The sequence below is a fragment of the Microbacterium sp. BWR-S6Y genome (assembly GCF_041379845.1).
Lineage (GTDB): Bacteria > Actinomycetota > Actinomycetes > Actinomycetales > Microbacteriaceae > Microbacterium > Microbacterium hydrothermale.
Genome location: NZ_JBFECV010000006.1, coordinates 181,268 through 200,563, shown reverse-complemented (window position 1 = coordinate 200,563; position 19,296 = coordinate 181,268). Strand labels below are relative to the sequence as shown.

General features: G+C 71.9%; 21 protein-coding genes. 8 read left to right on the top strand and 13 right to left on the bottom strand.

Annotation, left to right across the window (positions count from 1 at the left end):
- The first annotated feature begins 34 nt into the window (after nt 1-34).
- The gene (locus AB1K56_RS14030; protein WP_264629650.1) at nt 35-700 is read left to right on the top strand and encodes a helix-turn-helix domain-containing protein; all 666 of its coding nucleotides are present in this window, start codon (nt 35-37) and stop codon (nt 698-700) included.
- A gap of 15 nt (nt 701-715) precedes the next feature.
- Complete coding sequence (locus tag AB1K56_RS14025) at nt 716-1,117, top strand: arsenate reductase ArsC (RefSeq protein WP_371206135.1); 402 nt, start codon at nt 716-718, stop codon at nt 1,115-1,117.
- Between the two features lie 39 nt (nt 1,118-1,156).
- On the opposite strand, the gene AB1K56_RS14020 is transcribed toward AB1K56_RS14025, so the two are convergent.
- Entirely contained in the window at nt 1,157-1,921 is a 765-nt protein-coding gene (locus AB1K56_RS14020) for a DUF429 domain-containing protein (RefSeq protein ID WP_371206134.1), read from the bottom strand.
- A 221-nt stretch (nt 1,922-2,142) separates the two neighbouring features.
- Between AB1K56_RS14020 and AB1K56_RS14015 the strand changes: the two genes are divergently transcribed.
- The gene (locus AB1K56_RS14015; protein ID WP_371206133.1) at nt 2,143-2,508 is read left to right on the top strand and encodes a hypothetical protein; all 366 of its coding nucleotides are present in this window, start codon (nt 2,143-2,145) and stop codon (nt 2,506-2,508) included.
- Nucleotides 2,509-2,512: 4 nt separating this feature from the next.
- On the opposite strand, the gene AB1K56_RS14010 is transcribed toward AB1K56_RS14015, so the two are convergent.
- Both AB1K56_RS14010 and AB1K56_RS14005 read right to left on the bottom strand, forming a co-directional pair.
- Nucleotides 2,513-3,022: a hypothetical protein gene (locus AB1K56_RS14010; protein ID WP_371206132.1), complete on the bottom strand. Its 510-nt coding sequence runs from the start codon at nt 3,020-3,022 to the stop codon at nt 2,513-2,515.
- 197 nt (nt 3,023-3,219) lie between these two features.
- On the bottom strand, nt 3,220-4,305 hold the full coding sequence (locus tag AB1K56_RS14005) for a citrate/2-methylcitrate synthase (protein WP_371206131.1): 1,086 nt from the start codon (nt 4,303-4,305) through the stop codon (nt 3,220-3,222).
- A gap of 52 nt (nt 4,306-4,357) precedes the next feature.
- On the opposite strand from AB1K56_RS14005, the gene AB1K56_RS14000 reads away from it, so the two are divergent.
- Entirely contained in the window at nt 4,358-5,533 is a 1,176-nt protein-coding gene (locus tag AB1K56_RS14000) for a citrate/2-methylcitrate synthase (RefSeq protein WP_371206130.1), read from the top strand.
- Between the two features lie 137 nt (nt 5,534-5,670).
- Here the strand turns inward: AB1K56_RS14000 and AB1K56_RS13995 are convergent, their stop codons facing one another.
- Together AB1K56_RS13995 and glp are read right to left on the bottom strand one after the other, a co-directional pair.
- A complete protein-coding gene (locus AB1K56_RS13995; RefSeq protein WP_371206129.1) occupies nt 5,671-6,501 on the bottom strand; it encodes an NTP transferase domain-containing protein in 831 nt (276 codons plus the stop codon).
- A complete protein-coding gene (gene glp, locus AB1K56_RS13990; RefSeq protein WP_371206128.1) occupies nt 6,495-7,682 on the bottom strand; it encodes a gephyrin-like molybdotransferase Glp in 1,188 nt (395 codons plus the stop codon). Before glp ends, AB1K56_RS13995 begins: the two co-directional genes overlap by 7 nt.
- Before the next feature lie 91 nt (nt 7,683-7,773).
- Between glp and AB1K56_RS13985 the strand changes: the two genes are divergently transcribed.
- Nucleotides 7,774-8,259, top strand: coding sequence for a DUF1990 family protein (locus AB1K56_RS13985; protein ID WP_371206127.1), 486 nt, complete (start codon nt 7,774-7,776; stop codon nt 8,257-8,259).
- Nucleotides 8,260-8,439: 180 nt separating this feature from the next.
- Here AB1K56_RS13985 and AB1K56_RS13980 read toward each other — a convergent pair whose 3' ends face one another.
- The 6 genes from AB1K56_RS13980 to AB1K56_RS13955 are packed head-to-tail and all read right to left on the bottom strand — an operon-like array spanning nt 8,440 to nt 11,574.
- Nucleotides 8,440-9,336, bottom strand: a complete 897-nt coding sequence (locus AB1K56_RS13980) for an Asp23/Gls24 family envelope stress response protein (protein WP_371206126.1) — start codon at nt 9,334-9,336, stop codon at nt 8,440-8,442.
- A 19-nt stretch (nt 9,337-9,355) separates the two neighbouring features.
- A complete protein-coding gene (locus tag AB1K56_RS13975; protein ID WP_136586296.1) occupies nt 9,356-9,943 on the bottom strand; it encodes a hypothetical protein in 588 nt (195 codons plus the stop codon).
- Nucleotides 9,943-10,521 carry a DNA/RNA endonuclease G gene (locus AB1K56_RS13970; RefSeq protein ID WP_371206125.1) on the bottom strand — a complete coding sequence of 193 codons (579 nt, stop codon included), beginning with the start codon at nt 10,519-10,521 and terminating at the stop codon, nt 9,943-9,945. The genes AB1K56_RS13975 and AB1K56_RS13970 overlap by 1 nt, the downstream gene beginning before the upstream one ends.
- Nucleotides 10,521-10,913 (bottom strand): alkaline shock response membrane anchor protein AmaP, encoded by a 393-nt coding sequence (locus AB1K56_RS13965; protein ID WP_264629632.1) that lies wholly within the window; start codon nt 10,911-10,913, stop codon nt 10,521-10,523. The genes AB1K56_RS13970 and AB1K56_RS13965 overlap by 1 nt, the downstream gene beginning before the upstream one ends.
- Nucleotides 10,910-11,098, bottom strand: a complete 189-nt coding sequence (locus AB1K56_RS13960; RefSeq protein ID WP_076673182.1) for a DUF2273 domain-containing protein — start codon at nt 11,096-11,098, stop codon at nt 10,910-10,912. The genes AB1K56_RS13965 and AB1K56_RS13960 overlap by 4 nt, the downstream gene beginning before the upstream one ends.
- A complete protein-coding gene (locus tag AB1K56_RS13955; RefSeq protein ID WP_264629631.1) occupies nt 11,095-11,574 on the bottom strand; it encodes an Asp23/Gls24 family envelope stress response protein in 480 nt (159 codons plus the stop codon). The genes AB1K56_RS13960 and AB1K56_RS13955 overlap by 4 nt, the downstream gene beginning before the upstream one ends.
- A gap of 333 nt (nt 11,575-11,907) precedes the next feature.
- Between AB1K56_RS13955 and fdhD the strand changes: the two genes are divergently transcribed.
- Both fdhD and AB1K56_RS13945 read left to right on the top strand, forming a co-directional pair.
- Nucleotides 11,908-12,777 carry a formate dehydrogenase accessory sulfurtransferase FdhD gene (gene fdhD, locus AB1K56_RS13950; protein ID WP_371206124.1) on the top strand — a complete coding sequence of 290 codons (870 nt, stop codon included), beginning with the start codon at nt 11,908-11,910 and terminating at the stop codon, nt 12,775-12,777.
- A gap of 61 nt (nt 12,778-12,838) precedes the next feature.
- Complete coding sequence (locus AB1K56_RS13945; protein ID WP_371206123.1) at nt 12,839-15,160, top strand: FdhF/YdeP family oxidoreductase; 2,322 nt, start codon at nt 12,839-12,841, stop codon at nt 15,158-15,160.
- A 171-nt stretch (nt 15,161-15,331) separates the two neighbouring features.
- On the opposite strand, the gene AB1K56_RS13940 is transcribed toward AB1K56_RS13945, so the two are convergent.
- Nucleotides 15,332-16,324: a glycerate kinase gene (locus AB1K56_RS13940; protein WP_371206122.1), complete on the bottom strand. Its 993-nt coding sequence runs from the start codon at nt 16,322-16,324 to the stop codon at nt 15,332-15,334.
- Between the two features lie 8 nt (nt 16,325-16,332).
- Nucleotides 16,333-16,713 carry a hypothetical protein gene (locus AB1K56_RS13935; protein WP_371206121.1) on the bottom strand — a complete coding sequence of 127 codons (381 nt, stop codon included), beginning with the start codon at nt 16,711-16,713 and terminating at the stop codon, nt 16,333-16,335.
- 118 nt (nt 16,714-16,831) lie between these two features.
- Between AB1K56_RS13935 and purL the strand changes: the two genes are divergently transcribed.
- The gene (purL, locus tag AB1K56_RS13930) at nt 16,832-19,234 is read left to right on the top strand and encodes a phosphoribosylformylglycinamidine synthase subunit PurL (RefSeq protein ID WP_371206120.1); all 2,403 of its coding nucleotides are present in this window, start codon (nt 16,832-16,834) and stop codon (nt 19,232-19,234) included.
- Nucleotides 19,235-19,296: the final 62 nt, after the last annotated feature.

The window sequence follows — 19,296 nt, the reverse complement described above, 5'->3', positions numbered from 1 at the left end:
ACGGCGCCACACTACATCAATCAAGATTGAGACAATGAACGGTGAGCAAACAGACCTCGAGAGGCGCGCCGCACGGCACGCTGCCCTCGCCGACCCCGCACGACTGCAGATCGTCGACCTGCTCGAGACGGGCGACCTCTCCCCCCTCGAACTGCTCGCGCGCATCAACATCGCCTCGAACCTGCTTTCCCATCACCTCAAGGTGCTCGAGCGAGCGGGCATCATCGTCCGCTCGCGCTCGGAGGGTGATCGCCGCCGCACCTACGTCTCGCTGTCGCCGGACGCCGCCGGTCCGATCTCCGGCAGCACGGTCTTGACGGCACCGCGAGTGGTGTTCGTGTGCACCGCGAACTCGGCCCGCTCTCAGCTCGCCGAGCACCTGTGGCGCACCCGCAGCGATGTCCCCGCCGCCTCAGCCGGAACCACCCCGTCGCCCGCCGTCGCGCCGGGGGCCATCGCGGTCGCCGCGCGGCACGGCCTCGACCTGCATGACGCCGCACCCAAGCTGCTCGCCGACATCCGCCACGACGACGACCTGCTGATCAGTGTGTGCGACAACGCCCACGAGGCCCTCGAGAGAACCGACCTCCACTGGTCGGTGCCCGACCCGGTTCCCTCGAACACCGCGGACGCCTTCGAAAAGACCTATCGACATCTCGCCCGCCGTATCGACGGGCTCCTCCCCCACCTCGCCGCCTGACCACCGGAGCGCACCATGACCCGCCCCACCGTTCTCTTCGTCTGCGTCCACAACGCCGGGCGTTCGCAGATGGCCGCCGGCTACCTGCAGCACCTCGCCGGCGACCGCATCGACGTGCTGTCCGCCGGATCCGCCCCCAAGGACTCGATCAACCCGATGGCCATCGCCGCGATGGCCGAGGAAGGCATCGACATCTCGGCGAACCAGCCGAAGATCCTCACCGTCGACGCGGTGAAGACCTCCGACGCCGTGATCACGATGGGCTGCGGCGACGCGTGCCCGATCTTCCCGGGCAAGCGCTACGAGGACTGGGAGCTCGACGACCCCGCGGGGCAGGACCTGGACGCCGTCCGCCGCATCCGCGACGAGATCAAGGGCCGCGTCGAGGGACTGATCGGGAGTTTGTCCGGGGCCTGACGTCCGAGGACGTCGCCCTCGTAAGCAAAGGCTGGATGTCTAGCCTTTGCTTACGGGACCGTCGACCAAAGCCTCCAGCGGCCCGTCGGGCAGCACGACCCATCCCTCCCGCCGCGCCACGGCGAGCATGTCGGATGCCGGGGGCGAGAACCGTCCGAGCGCGCCCGCGCGGGTCGCGAGGGCGGCGACGAGGGCGTCGAAGGCGTCCGCCTTGCGGATCGCCAGCGCGGCGAAGGCGCCGAGGTCGACCCACGGTGCGCGCTCGCGGAGCGCGTCGAGCAGAACGGCCCGGCGGGCGGCATCCACGCGATATCCCGTGGTGTCGAAGCCCCACAGGCGCAGCGATCCGCCGGGGTAGACCTCGAACAGGCGCCCCTCGGCGGCCCGGTCGACGTCGAGCCCCACCTCGGCCAGACGACGCAGCAGCCCCGCCCCGCGCAGCGCGGTCACCCCGAGCCGATCGGTCGACACGCTCAGGGGCCACCGCCCGATGCGCTCGCGCACGACGTGGTCGGTGTGGCGGTAGACCAGCGGTCGACGCCAGTCCGCGTGCCCCTCGACGGGACCGAGCGTCGGGACGCGGTCGGCATGATGCGCCCCGACGAAGTCGACGAACGCGTCGGGCCAGCCGAGCGGACAGTCCACCCCCAGCCACGCATCGTCGGAGCGGACGGATGCCACGATCTCGGCATCCGTCATCCCGATCTCGAGACGCTCGAGCACAGCGCGGCCCGGGCTCCATGCGATCTCGGCGAGCGCGGTGCCGGGCGCCTCCGCGGCGAGGTCGACTCCGACGGTTCTCATCGGGAGGAGCCTAGGTCACGGCGGGCGGGTGCCGCCCTGCCCGCGCGGAACCGCATGCGCCCCGCAGGTCCTCGCGGACCGTGCGCGCACCCGCGGGGAGGCCTCGACCTCCGTCCACGGATCGGCGTGCCTGCGGACGCCCCGCGACGAGGCGTGTCGCACGCGAGACCGCGCCGGACAAGCCATCCCCGATCCGCCCGGTGACCTGGGAGGATCGACGCATGGCAGACGAGGATCTCCCCGATTCGCTCGAACCGGCGACCGACGTCCCGCCGCGCGACGAACCCGACCCGCCGCCCACACCGAAGGGCGACCTGCGGGCCGTGTCCATCATCGCGATCGTCACCGGCGCGATCGTCATCGCCTGGTACCTCTTCATCGCCACCGCCCAGACGATCTCGAAGATCGACGAGATGCCGTGGATACAGATCGGCATGTGGGGTCTCGCCGTGGTGTCGTTCGTGTGCGGCATCCTGAGTCTCAACGCGCGCATGGCGCGCGAGCTGGCGGCAGCCGGCTTCATCGCGGGAGTGGCCGCGGGTCTGCTGTCGATCTCGATCGGCTTCTTCAGCGAGCTGCTGACCTGAGTTATCAGCCGGCGCACTCCTGGCTGAGTTCGGTGAGCGTCCACGATCCGCTCGAGTGGTCGAGGTGCACCGTGCCGCAGTTCCCGCCGGCGTAGGCGACGTCGAGGACCGCATCGTTCTGCGTCTGCGACACGACCGTCACGTCGACGTCGGCCGACATGCCGGTGGCGGCATAAAGGGCCGAGGTCTGCGTGATGAGGGCCGCGCAGTCGGAGATCCCGGCCCCGGTGGTGTCGTTGTACTCCTGGATCATGCGCTGCTGCAGCGGCTCGGTCAGGGCACCGCAGGCCGCGACCGTGTCGGCCGCCCGCACGGCGGTCCACCACGAGCGGAAAGCCTCGACCGGGCCGGCGTCGGGAGAGGCCGAGGCGCTCGCGACAGGACTCGGGGCGGTCGAGACCGACACGGAGGGCTCGCTCGACGCGGGCTCGGATGACGTCGGACCGGTGCAGGCGGAGAGGACGAGGCTCACGCCGGCGAGCGCGAGGAGGAGCAGCGGGCGGGGGGATCGCATGGATCCATCTTCGGCGACGAGGCGCGCGGGTGCCAGTCGGGTGTTGCATCTCTCGCCCGGCCGTTCGTGTTGGACGCCGACCCCGACGACCGTCGGCCCTGCCGTCGTGCGGAGATCGTGGCCGTCACCGCGCTGCGCACCGCGATCGAGCGGCGTGTCACGACTCTCCTCCGCAGGACGGTGCGACCGGTGCGCGCTCAGAAAACCGCCCCCACCCCCACGTACCGCGCGGCCGGGCGGATGATCTTCGGATCCCGCGCCTGCTCGAGCACGTGCGCCGTCCAGCCGATCGTGCGGGCCAGAGCGAAGGTCGGGGTGAACATGCCGCGCGGGATGCCGCACTGCTCCATCACCACCGCCGCGTAGAACTCCACGTTCGCCTTCAGGGCCCGCTCCGGATGCCGCGCGGCGAGCTGACGTTCGGCCTCCGCCTGGAACGCGAGCGCCTGCTCCACCCGCCCGCCGCCGAGTCCCCGGGCGACCTCGCGCAGCAGCTCCGACCGCGGATCCGCCGTGCGGTACACCGCGTGTCCGAAGCCCATGAGACGTCGACCGGCGGACAGCTCTCCCGCGATCCACGCGCCGGGGTCGCCGCCGGCGGCATCGAGACTGTCGAGTGCGCGCGCGGGCGCTCCCCCGTGCAGCGGCCCCGAGAGCGCCCCGAGCGCGCCGGAGAGGCAGGATGCCATGTCGGCTCCCGTCGACGCGATGACCCGGGCGGTGAACGTCGAGGCGTTGAAGCCGTGGTCCATCGCCGCGACGAGGTAGGCCGACAGTGCGCGCACATGCGCGTCGTCGGGAACGACGCCAGTCACCCGCTCGAGGTAGTCCGACACGACGCCGCGGCCCGCCGGCATCCGCCCCGAGAGAGGAGCGAGGGCGAGGGGCGCGATCGCCGCGTACCGGATGGCGTCGTCGAGGCGACCCGTCTCGTCGAGGTCGTACAGCGCCGCGGAGCGGAGGGCGGATGCCGACAGCGTCCACACCGCGCGCAGCACCGCGATCGGATCGTCGGTGCGCTCGCGGACGGCGGCGATCAGCGCCGGGAGCCGCTCGTCGGCCTGCGCGTCGGCGATCCGCAGCTCGAAGTCGTGCGGGGCGTGGGGTGCGCCATCGACGACGAGCAGGTGCCAGACGTCTTCGAAGGTGCGGGTGCGCGCGAGGTCGACCGCGGAGTGACCACGGTAGTGGTAGAAACCGGCCTCGCCGTTCACATCGCTGATGGCCGTCTCGGCCGCGACGACACCGTTGAGACCGCGGGGGACATCGATCAGGTGGCTCATGCGCTCAGTGTGCGAACATGACGTCCACAGCGTCAACGTTGATCGGATCAAGATGTCGGCTCCCCTCCCCCGCCTGACCGCGGCCCAGACCGCCGCTCGGCTCGGGGTCAAGCCCGAGACCCTCTACGCCTACGTCTCGCGCGGGCTGCTGGCCCGCGAGCGCGACGCGCACGGCTCGACGTTCGACGCCCTCGAGGTCGAGGCGTTCGCGACCGGGCGACGACGCTCCGCGGCGCACGCACCGGCCCACCCCACCACCGGGATGCCACTCGGCATCCTGCACACCGACATCGCCGACATCGAAGACGACGAGCTGCTCTTCCGCGGCCGACGCGCGCGCGATCTCGTCGACCGTCCGTTCGCCGAGGTCGTCGCCTGGCTCTGGGACGCCGAGCGCGTCGACGCCCCCGACCCCGCCATCGGCAGCGCGCGCGAGATGGTGGCGGCGCTGCCCCCGCACGCCGACGCCATGGATCGCCTGCGCGCCGCCCTCACCGGGTTCGCCGCGGACGATCCCCTCCGTCACGACACCTCGCCGACCACGCTGCACCGCATCGGCTGGACGCTCCTGACCGGGATCCCGGTCGCCCTCGGCGGAGACCCCGATCCCGACATCGCGCTGTCGCTGTCGCGGTCGTGGAACGCCCCGGCATCCGTCGGTCCCGCCGTCAACGCGGCCCTCGTGCTGCTCATCGACCACGACCTCGCGGTGTCGACCTTCTCCGCGCGGGTGGCCGCCTCGGCGCGTGCCGACGGATACGCCGCGGTCAGCGCCGCTCTCGGCGCGGCGGACTCCCCCCTGCACATCTCCGCGGCCACCCGCACGGCCCGCCTGCTCACGCGCGTGCGGAGAGGCCTCGACCCCGAACGGGCCCTGGCCGAAGCGCTGCAAGACGGCAACGGCATCCCGGGCTTCGGGCACCCGCTCTACCGCGGGATCGACGACCGCGCCGAGGCCCTGTTCCCCTTCATCACCGCGCTCCCGGACGGCGAAGGGACGATGGATGCCGTGCGCCGGCTCTCCGAGGTCGTGGACGCGCGGGCGCGCCTGCGCCCCAACGTCGATCTGGCGCTGGCCGCGTTGGCATCCGGTGCTCGGCTGCCCGAGGACGCCGCGAGCACGATCTTCGTCGTCGGCCGGCTGGCGGGGTGGATCGCGCACATCGCCGCGGAGTATGCGGAGCCCGCCATGCGGCTTCGCCCACGGGGTGAGTACGTGGGGCGGTGACGCATCTCACCATCGCGCAGCAGGCGGGGTGCGCGCGCCTGTGGACGAACGACTCGCGGCTCGCGGCCGTCGCGCCGGAGCTCGCGGTCGACGCGCTCGCGCGGCCTGACCTCCGTGGGCGATCTCCGCATCGTGGATCAGGGGTGATCCCAGCCGCGCGCCATCTCGACGACGGCCGCGACGGCGGCCTCGGTGTCGGCGGGCGAGCCTCCCGCCCGGCCCGCGACGAGCCCGGCCACGAACGCGCTGAGCGGAGCCGCGGGGCGCGCGACGCCGTTCGCGACGTCGCGCGCGAGATCGAGGATGAGCGGGATGGGGATGTCGCCGCGGTCGAGGCCGAAGTGCTCGGCGAGTGCGGCGCTCCAGTCGTTCAGCGCTTCGGGCGGCAGGGTGCGGTTCTCGGTCATGGCTCCTCCTCGGGCGTGATGCAGATCGTCCCACGTGTCGATGTCGCGCGTCAGGGCCGGATCGACGGCGACCGGCTCGATGCGCAGCCCGCCAAGCAGCGCCCGCATCGCGGCATCGCGTCCGCGGTCGGCGAGACCGGATGCCGCCGTGCGCAGCGCCCCGGTGCGATAGCGCCCGATGAGCCACTGACGCCGACCGTCGTCGAGGCACACGCCGTCGATCCCCGCCCCGAGAACGTCGGGCAGGGCGGCCACCGCCGGGACCGCCGTCGGAAGATCGCAGGCGAGGACGAGCACCTCCTCGGCATCCACGACCGGGAGGGCGGCGAGCACCGCGGCGACCGGTCCCCCGAAGGGCGGGTCCTCGCGCACCCACGTGAGACCGGCGTCGTCGTCGAGTCGCGGTCCGACCACCACGATCCTCTGCGCCCCGACAGACCGGGCCGCGTCGATGCCGGCGCGGAGCAGCGTGCGGCCGTCCACCTCGAAGAGGGGTTTGGCGGCCCCGCCCACGCGTGAGGCGCGGCCGCCCGCCAGCAGGATCGCGTCGAGCGTCACCACCGCATCACCTCGACCGCGTCGCCGGACTCGAGGTCGCGGTCGCTCGGCGGGATGATGGCGAGACCGTCGGCGTCGCCGAGCCCCCGGGTGCCGTGCGGGGTCGGGTAGGCGGTCCAGCGCGCGGGGTCGGAGCGGTCGAGGCGGACGGGTACGTACTGCACGCGCCCGGGTCGGGCCCGGCGGCCCGCGGCGAGCACGGCGGTGACGGTCTCGCGCCCGAGCTCGGCGTCGCCCTCGAGGGCCCGAAGCGCCGGCCGCACGAACAGTTCGAACGACACCGCAGCACTCACGGGGTTGCCCGGGAGGCCGAACAACAGTGTGCCCGCGGGTGTGCGCCCGAAGCCCTGCGGTCTGCCGGGCTGCATGCGCACACCCTCGAAGCGCATGAGGTCGCCGAGGGTGTTCTTCACCACCTCGTAAGCGCCCGCGCTGACCCCTCCCGAGAAGACGACGACGTCGGCGTCGGCGGCTTCGGCGGCGGCGATGGCCGCACGGGGCCCGTCACCTTCGTCGCCGACGCTGGTGCGCAGCACGATCTCGGCCCCCGCCTCCTCCGCGAGACCGGCGAGGAGCACGCTGTTGGACTCGGGGATCTGCCCGCGGCGGAGCGGTTCGCCGGCCGGACGCAGTTCCGAGCCCGTCGACACCACGGCCACGCGGGGGGCGCGCGATACCGAGACCGTGCCGACACCCGCGGCCGCGACCGCACCGAGACGGGAGGCGTTCAGCCGTACCCCCGGCGGGACCACGAGCTCCCCCTCGCGCACGTCGGAGCCGCGGGCACGGACGTGCGCTCCCGGCCCGCGCGGGGCGACGACGACCGTGACGTCGTCGAGACCGCCCGCGAGTCCCCGCTCCGTGTCTTCGAACGGGACCACCGCGATGGCGTCTGTCGGTACGGGGGCGCCCGTCATGATGCGGGCGGCGTCGCCGGCATCCATCATCGGATCGTCGTCGGTGCCCGCCGGGAGGTCGGCGATCACCCGGAGCGTGACCGGAGCGGCGACCTCGCGGACCGCGAACCCGTCCATCGCGGAGCTGTCGAATCCCGGCACGTCGACTCTGGCGTGAACAGGATGCCGCAGCACCCGGCCGCGCGCGGATGCCACGGCCCGCGTTTCGGAAGGAACGGGAACGACCTGCTCGAGGACCGCGGCGAGGTGATCGGCGACGTCGATCACGCGATCGATCCGCGGGGGAAGAGGGGCATGGTCTCAGCGTAGGCCGGGGCAACCCCGCCGTCTCGCGCCGCCGCCCGGCTACCGTGGCCGCATGGACGGCCTGACGTATACCGAGATCGGCGCGACGGCGGGAGAGATGCCCGCCGGTTACCACCACGTGCGCGCACGACGGATCATCGGTCACGGGCGCGACGCCTTCGAGCGCGCCGCCGACGCCCTGCTCGCGGGCGAGGCGCAGCGACGCGCGGGAGCGCGGGTCGACCTGAGCGAGACGCCGATGCGCGAGGGCACCCGCGTCACGATGCGCCTGGGGATCGGCATCCTGAGCTTCCGTATCCCGTGCCTGGTGGTCTGGGCGCAGCGCACCGACGCCGTGGCGGGGTTCGCCTACGGCACGCTGCCGGGGCATCCCGAGCGCGGTGAGGAGCGGTTCACGCTGACGCTGCGACCGTCGGGCGAAGTGGTGTTCGACATCGCCGCGTTCTCGAAGCCGGGCCGCTGGTTCACCCGGGTGGGTGCCCCGCTCGGTCGTGCCGTGCAGGCGTGGATGACGCGGCGGTATCTGCGCGCGCTGTAACGAGGCCCGAGAGCACACGATCGGCGCGAGGTCACCCCTTCCGCCGCCGACATAGCCTGTCGGTTCGCGCCGATCGTGTGATCTCGCGGGGGGCGGAGCGGACGACGGAGCGATACGGAAGGCTCCCCCGGAACGCCGAAGGCCCCGCCGAAGCGGGGCCCGTGGCTCATGCAGACCGGGTCAGGCGTGCGGACGCTCGTCCTCCACGACCGACTGCACCTCGTCGGTGGCCGGCGTCTCGTCGTCGCCGCGCACCTCGTCGGCGGCGATCGCGATGTCGACCGCGGCGTCTTCGAGGGCCTCGGCGACGACGTCGCGCACATCGGCGCGCTCGCCCTCGGTCGCGGCGTCGGCGGTGGCGTCGAGGGCCGACCCCTCGTCGACCGGCTCGAGATCGTGCGTCACCCGGTCGGCGGCGGCGATGTCTGCGGCGGCGACGTCGGCCGCAGCCTCCTCGCGCCGATCGGCCTCCGACGACTGCCGGGCGAACTCCCCGGCCGCCGCGGCGGCGCGACCGGCCAGGTCGGATGCGGCGTCCTTCGCGTCGCCGAGCGCCTTCGCGGCGTCCTCTGCCTTCTCGCGCACGACGGCGGCGGCGTCATCGGCCTTCTCGCGGACCGCCGTCGACGCGGCATCCGCCCGGTCCTTCACGTCCGCAGCGATCTCGCGAGCGCGGTCGCCGGCGGCATCCGCCTTCTGTTCCGCCTCCTCGACGACGTCGCGGTCGAAGGGGCCGAAGACACCGGTCACGACCACGTCGACATCGATGCGCCCGCGCCCGAGGGGCTCGAGAGCCGTGCGGACGGCCGTGCGCACGGCGTCGGAGACCTCGTGGAGCTTGTGCGGGTAATCGACCACGAGCGAGATGGTCGCCGTGACCGATTCGGCGCGGTCGGTGTCGATCTTCACGCCGGGGGCGGTGCTGGCCAGGCCCACGCGCTCGCGGACGGCGTCCGACGCGCGACCCAGCAGGCTGCCCAGGGCGTGCACGCCCGGCACCGAGCCGGCCGCGGCGGCGGCCAGGCTCGCTGCGGCATCCAGGTCGGGCGGGTCGATGGTGGCATCGATGGTGGTCATGACGGCTCCTCGTGGGGTGTCAGTGCACGCGGGTGTTGTCGCGCGCGAGCTTCGCGCGCAGGCCCGAGTGGATGGAGATGTACGCGCGCAGGTTCTGGCCCGTGAGGGCGGCGAGGTTGGTGACCAGGGTGTCGACGTGCTCGGCCACCTGACGCGGGGAGGTGTTCTGGCGCGGGGTGACCGCGACGTGGAGCACCGACTCGTTCTTGATCTCACCGGCGCTGATGCGCGAGGAGAGGATCTCGTCGCGCTCGGCGAGCGCGTTCTTGAGGGCCTCCGAGGCGAACCCGTCGGTGACCGTGATGCGACCGGCGTCGCTCGCGCTGCCCGTCGACTGCAGCGGCGCCTGGCGGCGTCCGCGCACGGCGGCCGAGGCGATGACGATGAGGATGATCGCGAGCACCACGAAGGCTGCGACGGCACCCCAGCCGGCGGAGTCGCGGCCGAGCGACTCGAGCCAGCCCTGGAAGCCGCCCATGACGGTGGTCCAGGTATCGGTTCCGCCGGGCAGGAGTCCCACGGCGAGGGCGAGAGCGCCCAGGCCCAGCAGCACGAGGGCGACCAGGAAGAGGATGAAGCGGTTCAGACCGCGACGCGTGGCGTTCATCAGGACTCCTTGGTGTCGGGACGCTCGACGCGCAGGTGGGTGCGCACGGCGGGGGTGAGCTTGTAGGCGGCGACCTCCTCGTCGACGATGCGGCGCAGCTGCGCCTCATCGACCGGGATGCCGACCGGGGGACGCACCGTCACGTCGACGGCGCGGTGGGCCACGCCCACGACGATGTCGTCACGGGCGATGCCGGACTCGTTGCTGAGGTGCTGGGCGAGAGCGGATGCCACGACGCCGTTGTCGACGACGACGGCACGCTCGCCCCACTCCATCTCGTGGCGGGAGAGCCGACCGGGCTTGAGCGCGAGCACGAGCACGATGAGGCCGAGGATCGCGAGCACGACGCCGCCGATGATGAAGGCGACGGGCATGAGCGCGGTGGGGGCCGCGACGACGGCGTTGAGGGCCTCGCCGGGCGACACCAGCAGCGGCTGGGCGCCGGTGAGGTTCAGGATGATCTCGACCGCGGCGTAGGCCAGGGCCAGGAGCAGCAGCACGACCACGACGAGCATGGCCACGGTGCGCGGGGAGTGCGTCTCGCGACGCACCACGGTGCGGAGCACGGTGTCAGTCATCACAGCACTCGCTTTCGCTGGGGGGCGGTGGCGCCCGAGATGGTCAGGTCGACGCGCGAGATCTCGCGGCCGAACAGCCGCGTGAGGCGCGTACGGAGTTCGCTCTGGGCGGCGGCGGCCGCCTCGAGCACGGGGGTGGCGGCGCGCACGGCCTCGGTGTCGTCGAGGCGGGGCACCGGAAACGGCGACGTCACGCGCACGGCGGCGGTGTCGCGGGCCGCGACGATCTCGACGTGGACGCCCTTGGCATCCACTCCGATGATGTCGGCGGCGGCGCGCTCGGCCGTCTTCTGCAGCACGCGGTCGGCGATGTTCACCCGGCCGGCGGGGAGGCCGGGGCCGGCAACCGCGCTGCGGCTGCCGACCCCGGGGGAAGCGGTGACGGTGGTCACGATGTGCTCCGACCCTTGAAGGCGTTGACGACGTTGCGGAAGTCGATCTCACCCGCGGTGATACGGGCGACGACCACACCGATCGCCATGAAGAGGGCGACGAGGATGAATCCCCAGAAGCCGAAGATCAGGGCGCTGAGGGCCAGCACGAGACCGGCGAGAGCGCCCTTCGTCGTGGCGCTCACTGGACGCGCTTCTCGGACTCGGCGTCGTTGTTGTCGTCGCCCGGGATGTGGACGTCGTTCACATCGACGTTGACCTCGACGACCTCGAGACCGACGAGACGGCTGATCGCACCGGCGACGCGCCCGCGCACCTGGTCGGCGACTTCCTGGATCGGGGCGCCGTACTCGACGACGATGGTGACGTCGGCGGCGGCCTGCGTCTCGCCGACCTCGACCTTGACGCCCTGCGTCAAGTCGGTCGCGTTGATGGCGTCACGGATGGCGCCGAGCGCACGGGCTCCGCCGCCGCCGAGCGCGTACACGCCGGTGACCTCACGGGCCGCGATGCCGGCGACCTTGGCGACGACGCCTTCGGCGATCGTGGTCTTGCCCTCGGTGTGGGTCTCCTGGCCGCGAGCGGCGAGGGGACGGTTCACGCGCGACGCCGCCTGGGGGACGTTCTGCGCAGCGGGGGTGGTGGGGGCGTTCTCAGCCATGTCCGTGCCTTTCGATGTCGTGACCCGATGGTTCGGGGTGGGCGCTTCGGCCTACATGACTAAGACGTACCGGGTGCAGGAATCGTCACGCCGGACTTGAAAAAACCCGCCGCATCTGTATTCGGCCGCATGCGAATGGCTGATTCCCGCACGATTGCGCGTGTGGTCACGCTCCCAGCCGCTGCTCCCTCGGTGAGGCCGCGAGGGGCGAGATGGCGCGTCACTGGCGTCCGTACCCGACCCCGGGTCGCCCGGACCCCACCCGACCGCATGTCGGATGCCGGGCGTACGCTCGACCCATGTCCCCCCTGTTCTCGTCGGAGCGGTCCTGAGATGGGCCGCCTCACCACCTCCCGCCGGGTGACCCGCATCACCCTCGAGGGCGCGAACCGTCAGCGACCGGATGCCATCGCGGTCGAGGAACCGCTCGAGATCCGCGTCGCGGGCTCGCCGCTGTCGGTGACCATGCGGACGCCCGGGCACGACGTCGAGCTCGCCGCGGGTTTCCTCGTGTCCGAGGGCGTGATCAGCCGCGGCGACCAGTTCGCCCGCGCGATCCACTGCGGAGGACCCGGCACGGGCGGCGCCGACGGCAACACCTACAACGTGCTCGATCTCACCCTCGCCGCGGGGGTCGCGCCCCCCACCCCGCGTTCCTTCTTCACGACGAGTTCGTGCGGGGTGTGCGGAACGGCATCCATCGACGCGGTCGAGAAGGTCTCGACCTACGACGTGTCGACCGACCCCCTCTCGATCTCGGCTCACGACGTCGCGGCCCTCCCCGACCGCCTGCGCGAGCATCAGAAGACGTTCGACAAGACCGGCGGCCTGCACGGCGCGGCACTGTTCGACGTCGCGAGCGGCGAGCTGCTCGTCGCGCGCGAAGACGTCGGTCGCCACAACGCCGTCGACAAGGTCGTCGGCTGGGCGCTGCTCAACGATCGTCTGCCCCTGCGCGGGACGGTGCTGCAGGTGTCGGGGCGGGTGAGCTTCGAACTCGTGCAGAAGGCCGTGATGGCCGGCATCCCGATGCTCTCCGCCGTGTCGGCGCCCTCGTCCCTCGCGATCGAACTGGCCGAGCGCGCCGGGCTCACGCTCGCGGCGTTCGTCCGCGGCTCGAGCATGAACCTCTACACCCGCGCGGATCGCATCGTCGTCGCATCCACAACCCCCGTGACCGAGGACGTCGCGGGCGTACGCTGACGATCGTGCGCGCGGTGAGCGGATGCCACCGACTCGGCGCCGGAATCCACGGAGGGTGAGCATGGGTGAGTCGTTCGGGCTGATGACCGAGGAACCGCGCCAGGGAGGCCTCGGCCCGCAGGTCGAGGGCGAGTGGTCGAGCACCGGCCCCTACGAGCACCCCGCCGCCGGCTGGGGTGCCGCCCTCACGGTGGGCAAGGTGCTCTACGAGCAGCGTCAGCCCCTCGCGGGGACCAAGGCGATGTTCACGATGAATCACCCGAAGAGCGGTTTTGACTGCCCGGGTTGCGCGTGGCCCGACGACAAGGGCGTCACCCTCGACATCTGCGAGAACGGCATCAAGCACGTCACGTGGGAGATGACGCACAAGCGCGTCGGCAAGGAGTTCTTCGCCGAGCACTCCGTGAGCGAGCTGTCGCAGTGGAGCGACTTCGAGCTCGAGGACGCCGGGCGCCTGGTGGGGCCGATGGCGTACGACGCCGCGACCGACCACTACGTGCCCATCTCGTGGAACGACGCGTTCCGCACGATCGCGCGCCACCTCACGGCGCTCGACTCCCCCGACGAGGCCGCGTTCTACACCTCGGGCCGCCTCAGCAACGAGGCGTCCTTCCTGTACCAGCTGTTCGCGCGCGAGCTCGGCACGAACAACCTCCCCGACTGCTCGAACATGTGCCACGAGGGCTCGGGCCGCGGGCTCACGGCATCCCTCGCCACGGGCAAGGGCACCGCCGACCTCGAGGACTGGGAGGCGTGCGACGCCCTCTTCGTGCTCGGCGTCAACGCCGCCTCGAACGCCCCGCGCATGCTCACCAGCCTGGCCGAGGCCATCGACCGCGGAGCGCAGGTCGTGCACGTCAACCCGCTCCGCGAGGTCGCAGGCACCCGCACGATCGTGCCGCACGAGATCGTCGACATGGCGACGTTCAACTCCACGCCGACCAGCACGATGAACCTGCAGGTGCGCCCCGGCGGCGACCTGGCGCTCGTGCGCGGCATGGCCAAGGTCGTCTTCGAGGCCTCGGCGACCGACCCCACGGCCCTCGATCAGGCGTTCCTCGACGCGTACACCAGCGGACTCGACGAGTACCGCGCGATGGTCGAGGCGACCTCGTGGGGCGAGCTCGTCGAACAGGCCGGCCTGACCGAGGCCGAGATCCGCGCCGCCGCCGCGGTCTACCTCGCGTCGAAGCGCTGCGTCATCAGCTGGTGCCTCGGCGTCAGCCAGCACCAGCACGGCGTCGATACGGTGCGCGAGATCGTCAACCTGCTGCTGCTGCGCGGAAACGTGGGACGCAAGGGCACCGGCCCCTCCCCCGTGCGCGGCCACAGCAATGTGCAGGGCAACCGCACGTGCGGCATCAACCACAAGCCGACGGAGGAATGGCTCGCGAAGCTCGACGAGGTCTGCGGCATCACCTCGCCGCGCGAGCCGGGTCTCGACACCGTGCACACGGTCGCGGCCCTGCACCGCGGCGACCTCAAGGTGTTCCTCGGCATGGGCGGCAACTTCGTGCGCGCCGCTCCTGACACGAAGCTCACCGCCGAGGGTATGGGCCGGTGCGAGCTGACCGTGCACGTCAGCACGAAGCTGAACCGCAGCCACCTGACCCACGGCAAAGAGGCGCTCATCCTGCCGTGCCTCGGACGCACCGAGCGCGACATGCAGGAGGCGGGCCCGCAGTCGATCTCGACGGAGGATGCCATGAGCTCGGTCATGCTCTCGCTCGGCTCCCGCAAGCCGGCGTCGCCGCACCTGCTCAGCGAGCCCGAGATCATCGCGCGCATCGCGCGGGCGACCATGCCCGAGTCGGCCACGCCGTGGGAGTGGTACGTGGGCGACTACGACCGCATCCGCGACACGATGGCCAAGGCGCTGCCGGGCTTCGAGGGCTTCAACGAACTCGTGCGTCAGCAGTACGGCTTCCGCATCCCCCAGCCCGCCCGCGAGCGCGACTTCCGCACGCCCTCGGGCAAGGCGGAGTTCTCGCACGCCGAACTGCCGAACGTCATCCCCACAGAAGCCGACGTGCTCGTGCTGCAGACCATGCGCTCGCACGACCAGTGGAACACCACGATCTACTCGGCTGACGACCGCTACCGGGGCGTGCGCAACATCCGCGAACTGGTCTTCATGAACCGGCGCGACATGAAGGAACGCGGCATCGCCGAGGGCGACCTCGTCGACATCGTCGCAACCTCGCGCGACGGTTCGGTGCGCAGTGTCACGGCATTCCGCGCCCTCGAGTACGACACTCCGCGCGGCAGCGCGGCGGGCTACTTCCCCGAGCTGAACGTGCTGCTCGGCCCCGACGACTACAGCCGCCAGAGCGATCAGCCGCTGATGAAGGACATCCGGGTGCGGATCGCGAAGACGGCCTGACGCGCGGGGGCGAGATCGGCTCGCCCCGCGCGGGACCCCCTCGACGCAGGGTCGGATCCCGAAACGGCGAGGTCCGCGCGATCCCTCGACCCGGGTACGCCGCTGACCGCCCCCGCTCGCGACGCCGGCGTCGGAGGATCGCGCGTCGGCTCGGCAAGACGCGGTGCTTCCTCAGGCCCCGTGCGCGAGGGCGCGCGCGACCGTCGACTCGACGGCCGCCGCGGGCTCGCGCCGCGCCCTCTCCTCCCCCACGGTCCCGACGAGTGTGAACACCCGCTCGCCGACGGCTGACGGCGCCGCCGTCCCGGCGATGACGAGTGCCGGCACCCCCCGCGCCGCGGCGAGCGCGAGCACGTGCCCGGGCCCTTTGCCCGCGAGCGAGGTCTCGTCGAAGGCGCCTTCGCCGGTGAGCACGAGGTCGGCTCCGGTGATCGCCGCCTCGAGCCCGAGAGTGTCGGCGATGAAGGCCGCGCCGTCGACCAGGTCCGCGCCCGCGGCGAAGAGCGCACCCGACAGTCCTCCCGCAGCGCCGGTGCGCGAAATGCCCCGCACGTCGGTGCCGAACCGGGCGGCCCACTCCTCGGCATCCCTCGACAGTCGAGCGGACAGTCGGTCCACCAGGGCGGCATCCGCGCCCTTCTGCGGACCGAAGACCCGCGCGGCGTCGACGAACGCGGTCGTCGTGTCGGTCAGCACGACGACCCGGCCGGGGCCGAAGGGGACGCGGTCGCCGAGGGCCTCGATCGCCCCTCGGCCTCCGTCCGTCATCGCCGATCCGCCCATCCCCACCACGACCCGCGTCGCGCCCGCGTCGAGCGCCCGCGCGACGAGTTCACCGACGCCCCGGCTCGTGGCGCTCCAGGGGTCGTTGCGGTCGGATCCCCCGGCCAGAACGAGCCCGGATGCCGCGGCCGACTCGATCACGGCGAGATTGCCCTCGAGACGCCAGGCGGCGTGCACGGGCTCACCGAGCGGTCCGGTCACGGTGTCGACCCGGTTCGCTCCGCCGAGGGCGTCGAGCGTGCCGTCCCCGCCGTCGGCGATGGGCACGACCACCACCTCCGCGTCCGGTCGCCCGGCGCGCACGGCCGCCGCCATGGCATCCGCCGCCTCCCGCGCACTCAGCGTGCCCTTGAACTTGTCGGGGGCGATGACCACGCGCATGCGTCGCGTCAGACGTCGGCGCTGACGAGCACGCCCTGGCGCTGCAGGTCGGCCTGCACCTCGCCGACGGCCCGCTGGTAGGCGTCGTGCAGCTTCACCTGCTCGAGTCCGTCGTCGCTGCCGCCACCGGGCTGGAAGATCGGGCGGTGCAGATCGACGCGCACCGTGCCGCCGAGATCGGCGAATCGCACGTCGAGCACCTCGCGCACGTCGGCGTCGTGCGCCCGCAGCCCGAGGAACATCGTCTTGGCGATGCTGCCGTGAGTCGCCTTCCAGTGGTCGCCCTGCTCGGTCACGGTGAATCCCGCGGCCTCGAGGGCGGTGCGTGCCGCCTGCTGGGCGGCGGCGAGGTCGCCCGAGACGACGAGGTGGAAGTTCAGGATGGCCATGCGGGTGCGCCTTTCGCTCCGGTGCGGCCCAGCCTGGCGCGTCCGGCGACGGCTGCACAAGCTCCACCGGCGGGCTCGGCGCAGGAGTCGACCTCCCCCGTGAACAGGCCGCCCGGGCATGTCGGCCCGCCCAACTAGACTGACTCCCGTCCGGCCCCTGCGATTCTTGGAGCTCAGCCGCGTGACCACCCCGAACCCCGCCGCCCGCACAGCTCTTGCTGACACCGTCGAGAACGCCATCGCGACGCCGGAGAAAGAGCAGCCGTACGGCGCGCTCGGTCTCAAGAGCGACGAATACGCGAAGATCCGCGAGATCCTGGGCCGCCGCCCCACCAGCGGCGAGCTGGCGATGTACTCGGTCATGTGGAGCGAGCACTGCTCCTACAAGTCGAGCAAGATCTACCTGCGCCAGTTCGGCCAGAAGGTCAGCGACGAGATGAAGACGCGCCTCATGGTGGGCATGGGGCAGAACGCCGGCGTCGTCGACGTGGGCGAGGGCTGGGCGGTCACCTTCAAGGTCGAGTCGCACAACCACCCGAGCTACATCGAGCCGTTCCAGGGCGCCGCGACCGGCGTCGGCGGCATCGTCCGCGACATCATCTCGATGGGCGCGCGCCCGGTCGCGGTCATGGACCAGCTGCGCTTCGGCGCGATCGACCACCCCGACACCCCCCGCGTCGTGCACGGCGTCACCAGCGGCATCTCCTTCTACGGCAACTGCCTGGGCCTGCCCAACATCGGCGGCGAGACGGTCTTCGACGCGGTGTACCAGGGCAACCCGCTCGTGAACGCCCTCGCGGTCGGCGTCATGCGCCACGAAAACATCAAGCTCGCCAACGCCACGGGCGTCGGCAACAAGGTCGTGCTGTTCGGTGCCCGCACGGGCGGCGACGGCATCGGCGGCGCCAGCATCCTGGCATCCGACACCTTCGCCGACGGCGGGCCCACCAAGCGTCCCGCGGTGCAGGTCGGCGACCCGTTCGCCGAGAAGGTGCTCATCGAGTGCTGCCTCGAGCTGTACAAGGACGACCTCGTCGAGGCCATCCAGGACCTCGGGGCCGCGGGCATCTCGTGTGCCACGAGCGAGCTCGCCGCCAACGGCGACAGCGGCATGAAGGTCGAACTGTCGAAGGTGCTGCTGCGCGACCCGTCGCTGACGCCCGAAGAGATCCTCATGTCGGAGTCTCAGGAGCGCATGATGGCGATCGTCGCGCCCGAGAAGCTCGACGCGTTCCTCGCCGTCGTCGGCAAGTGGGACGTCGAGACGAGCGTGCTCGGCGAGGTCACCGGCGACGGCCGCCTCGTCATCGACTGGTACGGCGAGCGCATCGTCGACGTCGACCCCTCGACCGTCGCGGTCGACGGCCCCGTCTACGAGCGCCCCGTCGCCCACCCCACCTGGATCGACGCCCTGCAGGCCGACTCCGCCGCGAAGCTCGAGAGGGCGACGGATGCCGACACCCTCCGCGAGCAGTTCACGACCCTCGTCGCGAGCCCCAACCTCGCCGACACCTCGTGGATCACGAACCAGTACGACTACTACGTGCTCGGCAACACCGCGCTGAGCTTCCCCGACGACGCCGGAATGATCCGCGTCGACGAGGAGACCGGCCTCGGCTTCGCGATCGCGACCGACTGCAACGGCCGCTACAACCAGCTCGACCCCTACAACGGCGCAAAGCTGGCTCTGGCCGAGGCGTACCGCAACGTGGCCGTCACCGGTGCCGTGCCCACCGCCGTCACCGACTGCCTGAACTTCGGCAGCCCCGAGAACCCGGAGGTCATGTGGCAGTTCAGCCAGGCCGTCGAGGGTCTGAGCGACGGCTGCCTCGAGCTCGGCATCCCGGTCACGGGCGGCAACGTGTCGTTCTACAACCAGACCGGCGACCAGCCGATCCACCCGACCCCCGTCGTGGGCGTCCTGGGCATCATCGACGACGTCGCCGCGCGCATCCCGAGCGGTTGGCAGGATGCCGGCGAGAACCTCTACCTGCTGGGCGTCACCGCTGACGAGCTCGACGGTTCGCAGTGGGCGGGCACCATCCACGACCACCTCGGCGGTCGCCCGCCGAAGGTCGACCTCGCGCAGGAGCGCAAGCTCGCCGAACTGCTGCAGGCCGCGGGGTCGCAGTCGCTCGTGTCGAGCGCGCACGATCTGTCATCGGGCGGTCTCGCGCAGGCCCTCGCCGAGGGCGTGCTGCGCTTCGGCGTCGGCGCGCGCGTCTGGCTCACCGAGCTCATGGAGCGCGACGGGGTGGATGCCACCGCCGCCCTGTTCAGCGAGTCCACCAGCCGCGTGCTGGTCAGCGTCCCCCGCGAGGAGGACGTGAAGTTCCGGGGCCTGTGCGACGGACGCGGCTACCCCGTGCTGCGCATCGGCGTGACCGATGTCGAGCCGGGCACCGAGGCGACGCTCGAGATCCAGGACATCTTCACCGTGCCCGTGTCGGAGCTGCGCCGGTTGTCGACCGAGACGCTCCCCGCGGTCTTCGGACCCACCGTCTCGGAGCCGGTGGCCTGATCCGATCGTCGCGCGGGCTGAACGGTCCGCGCGACGACCGGTCCCGGTCCTCGCCGCACCGT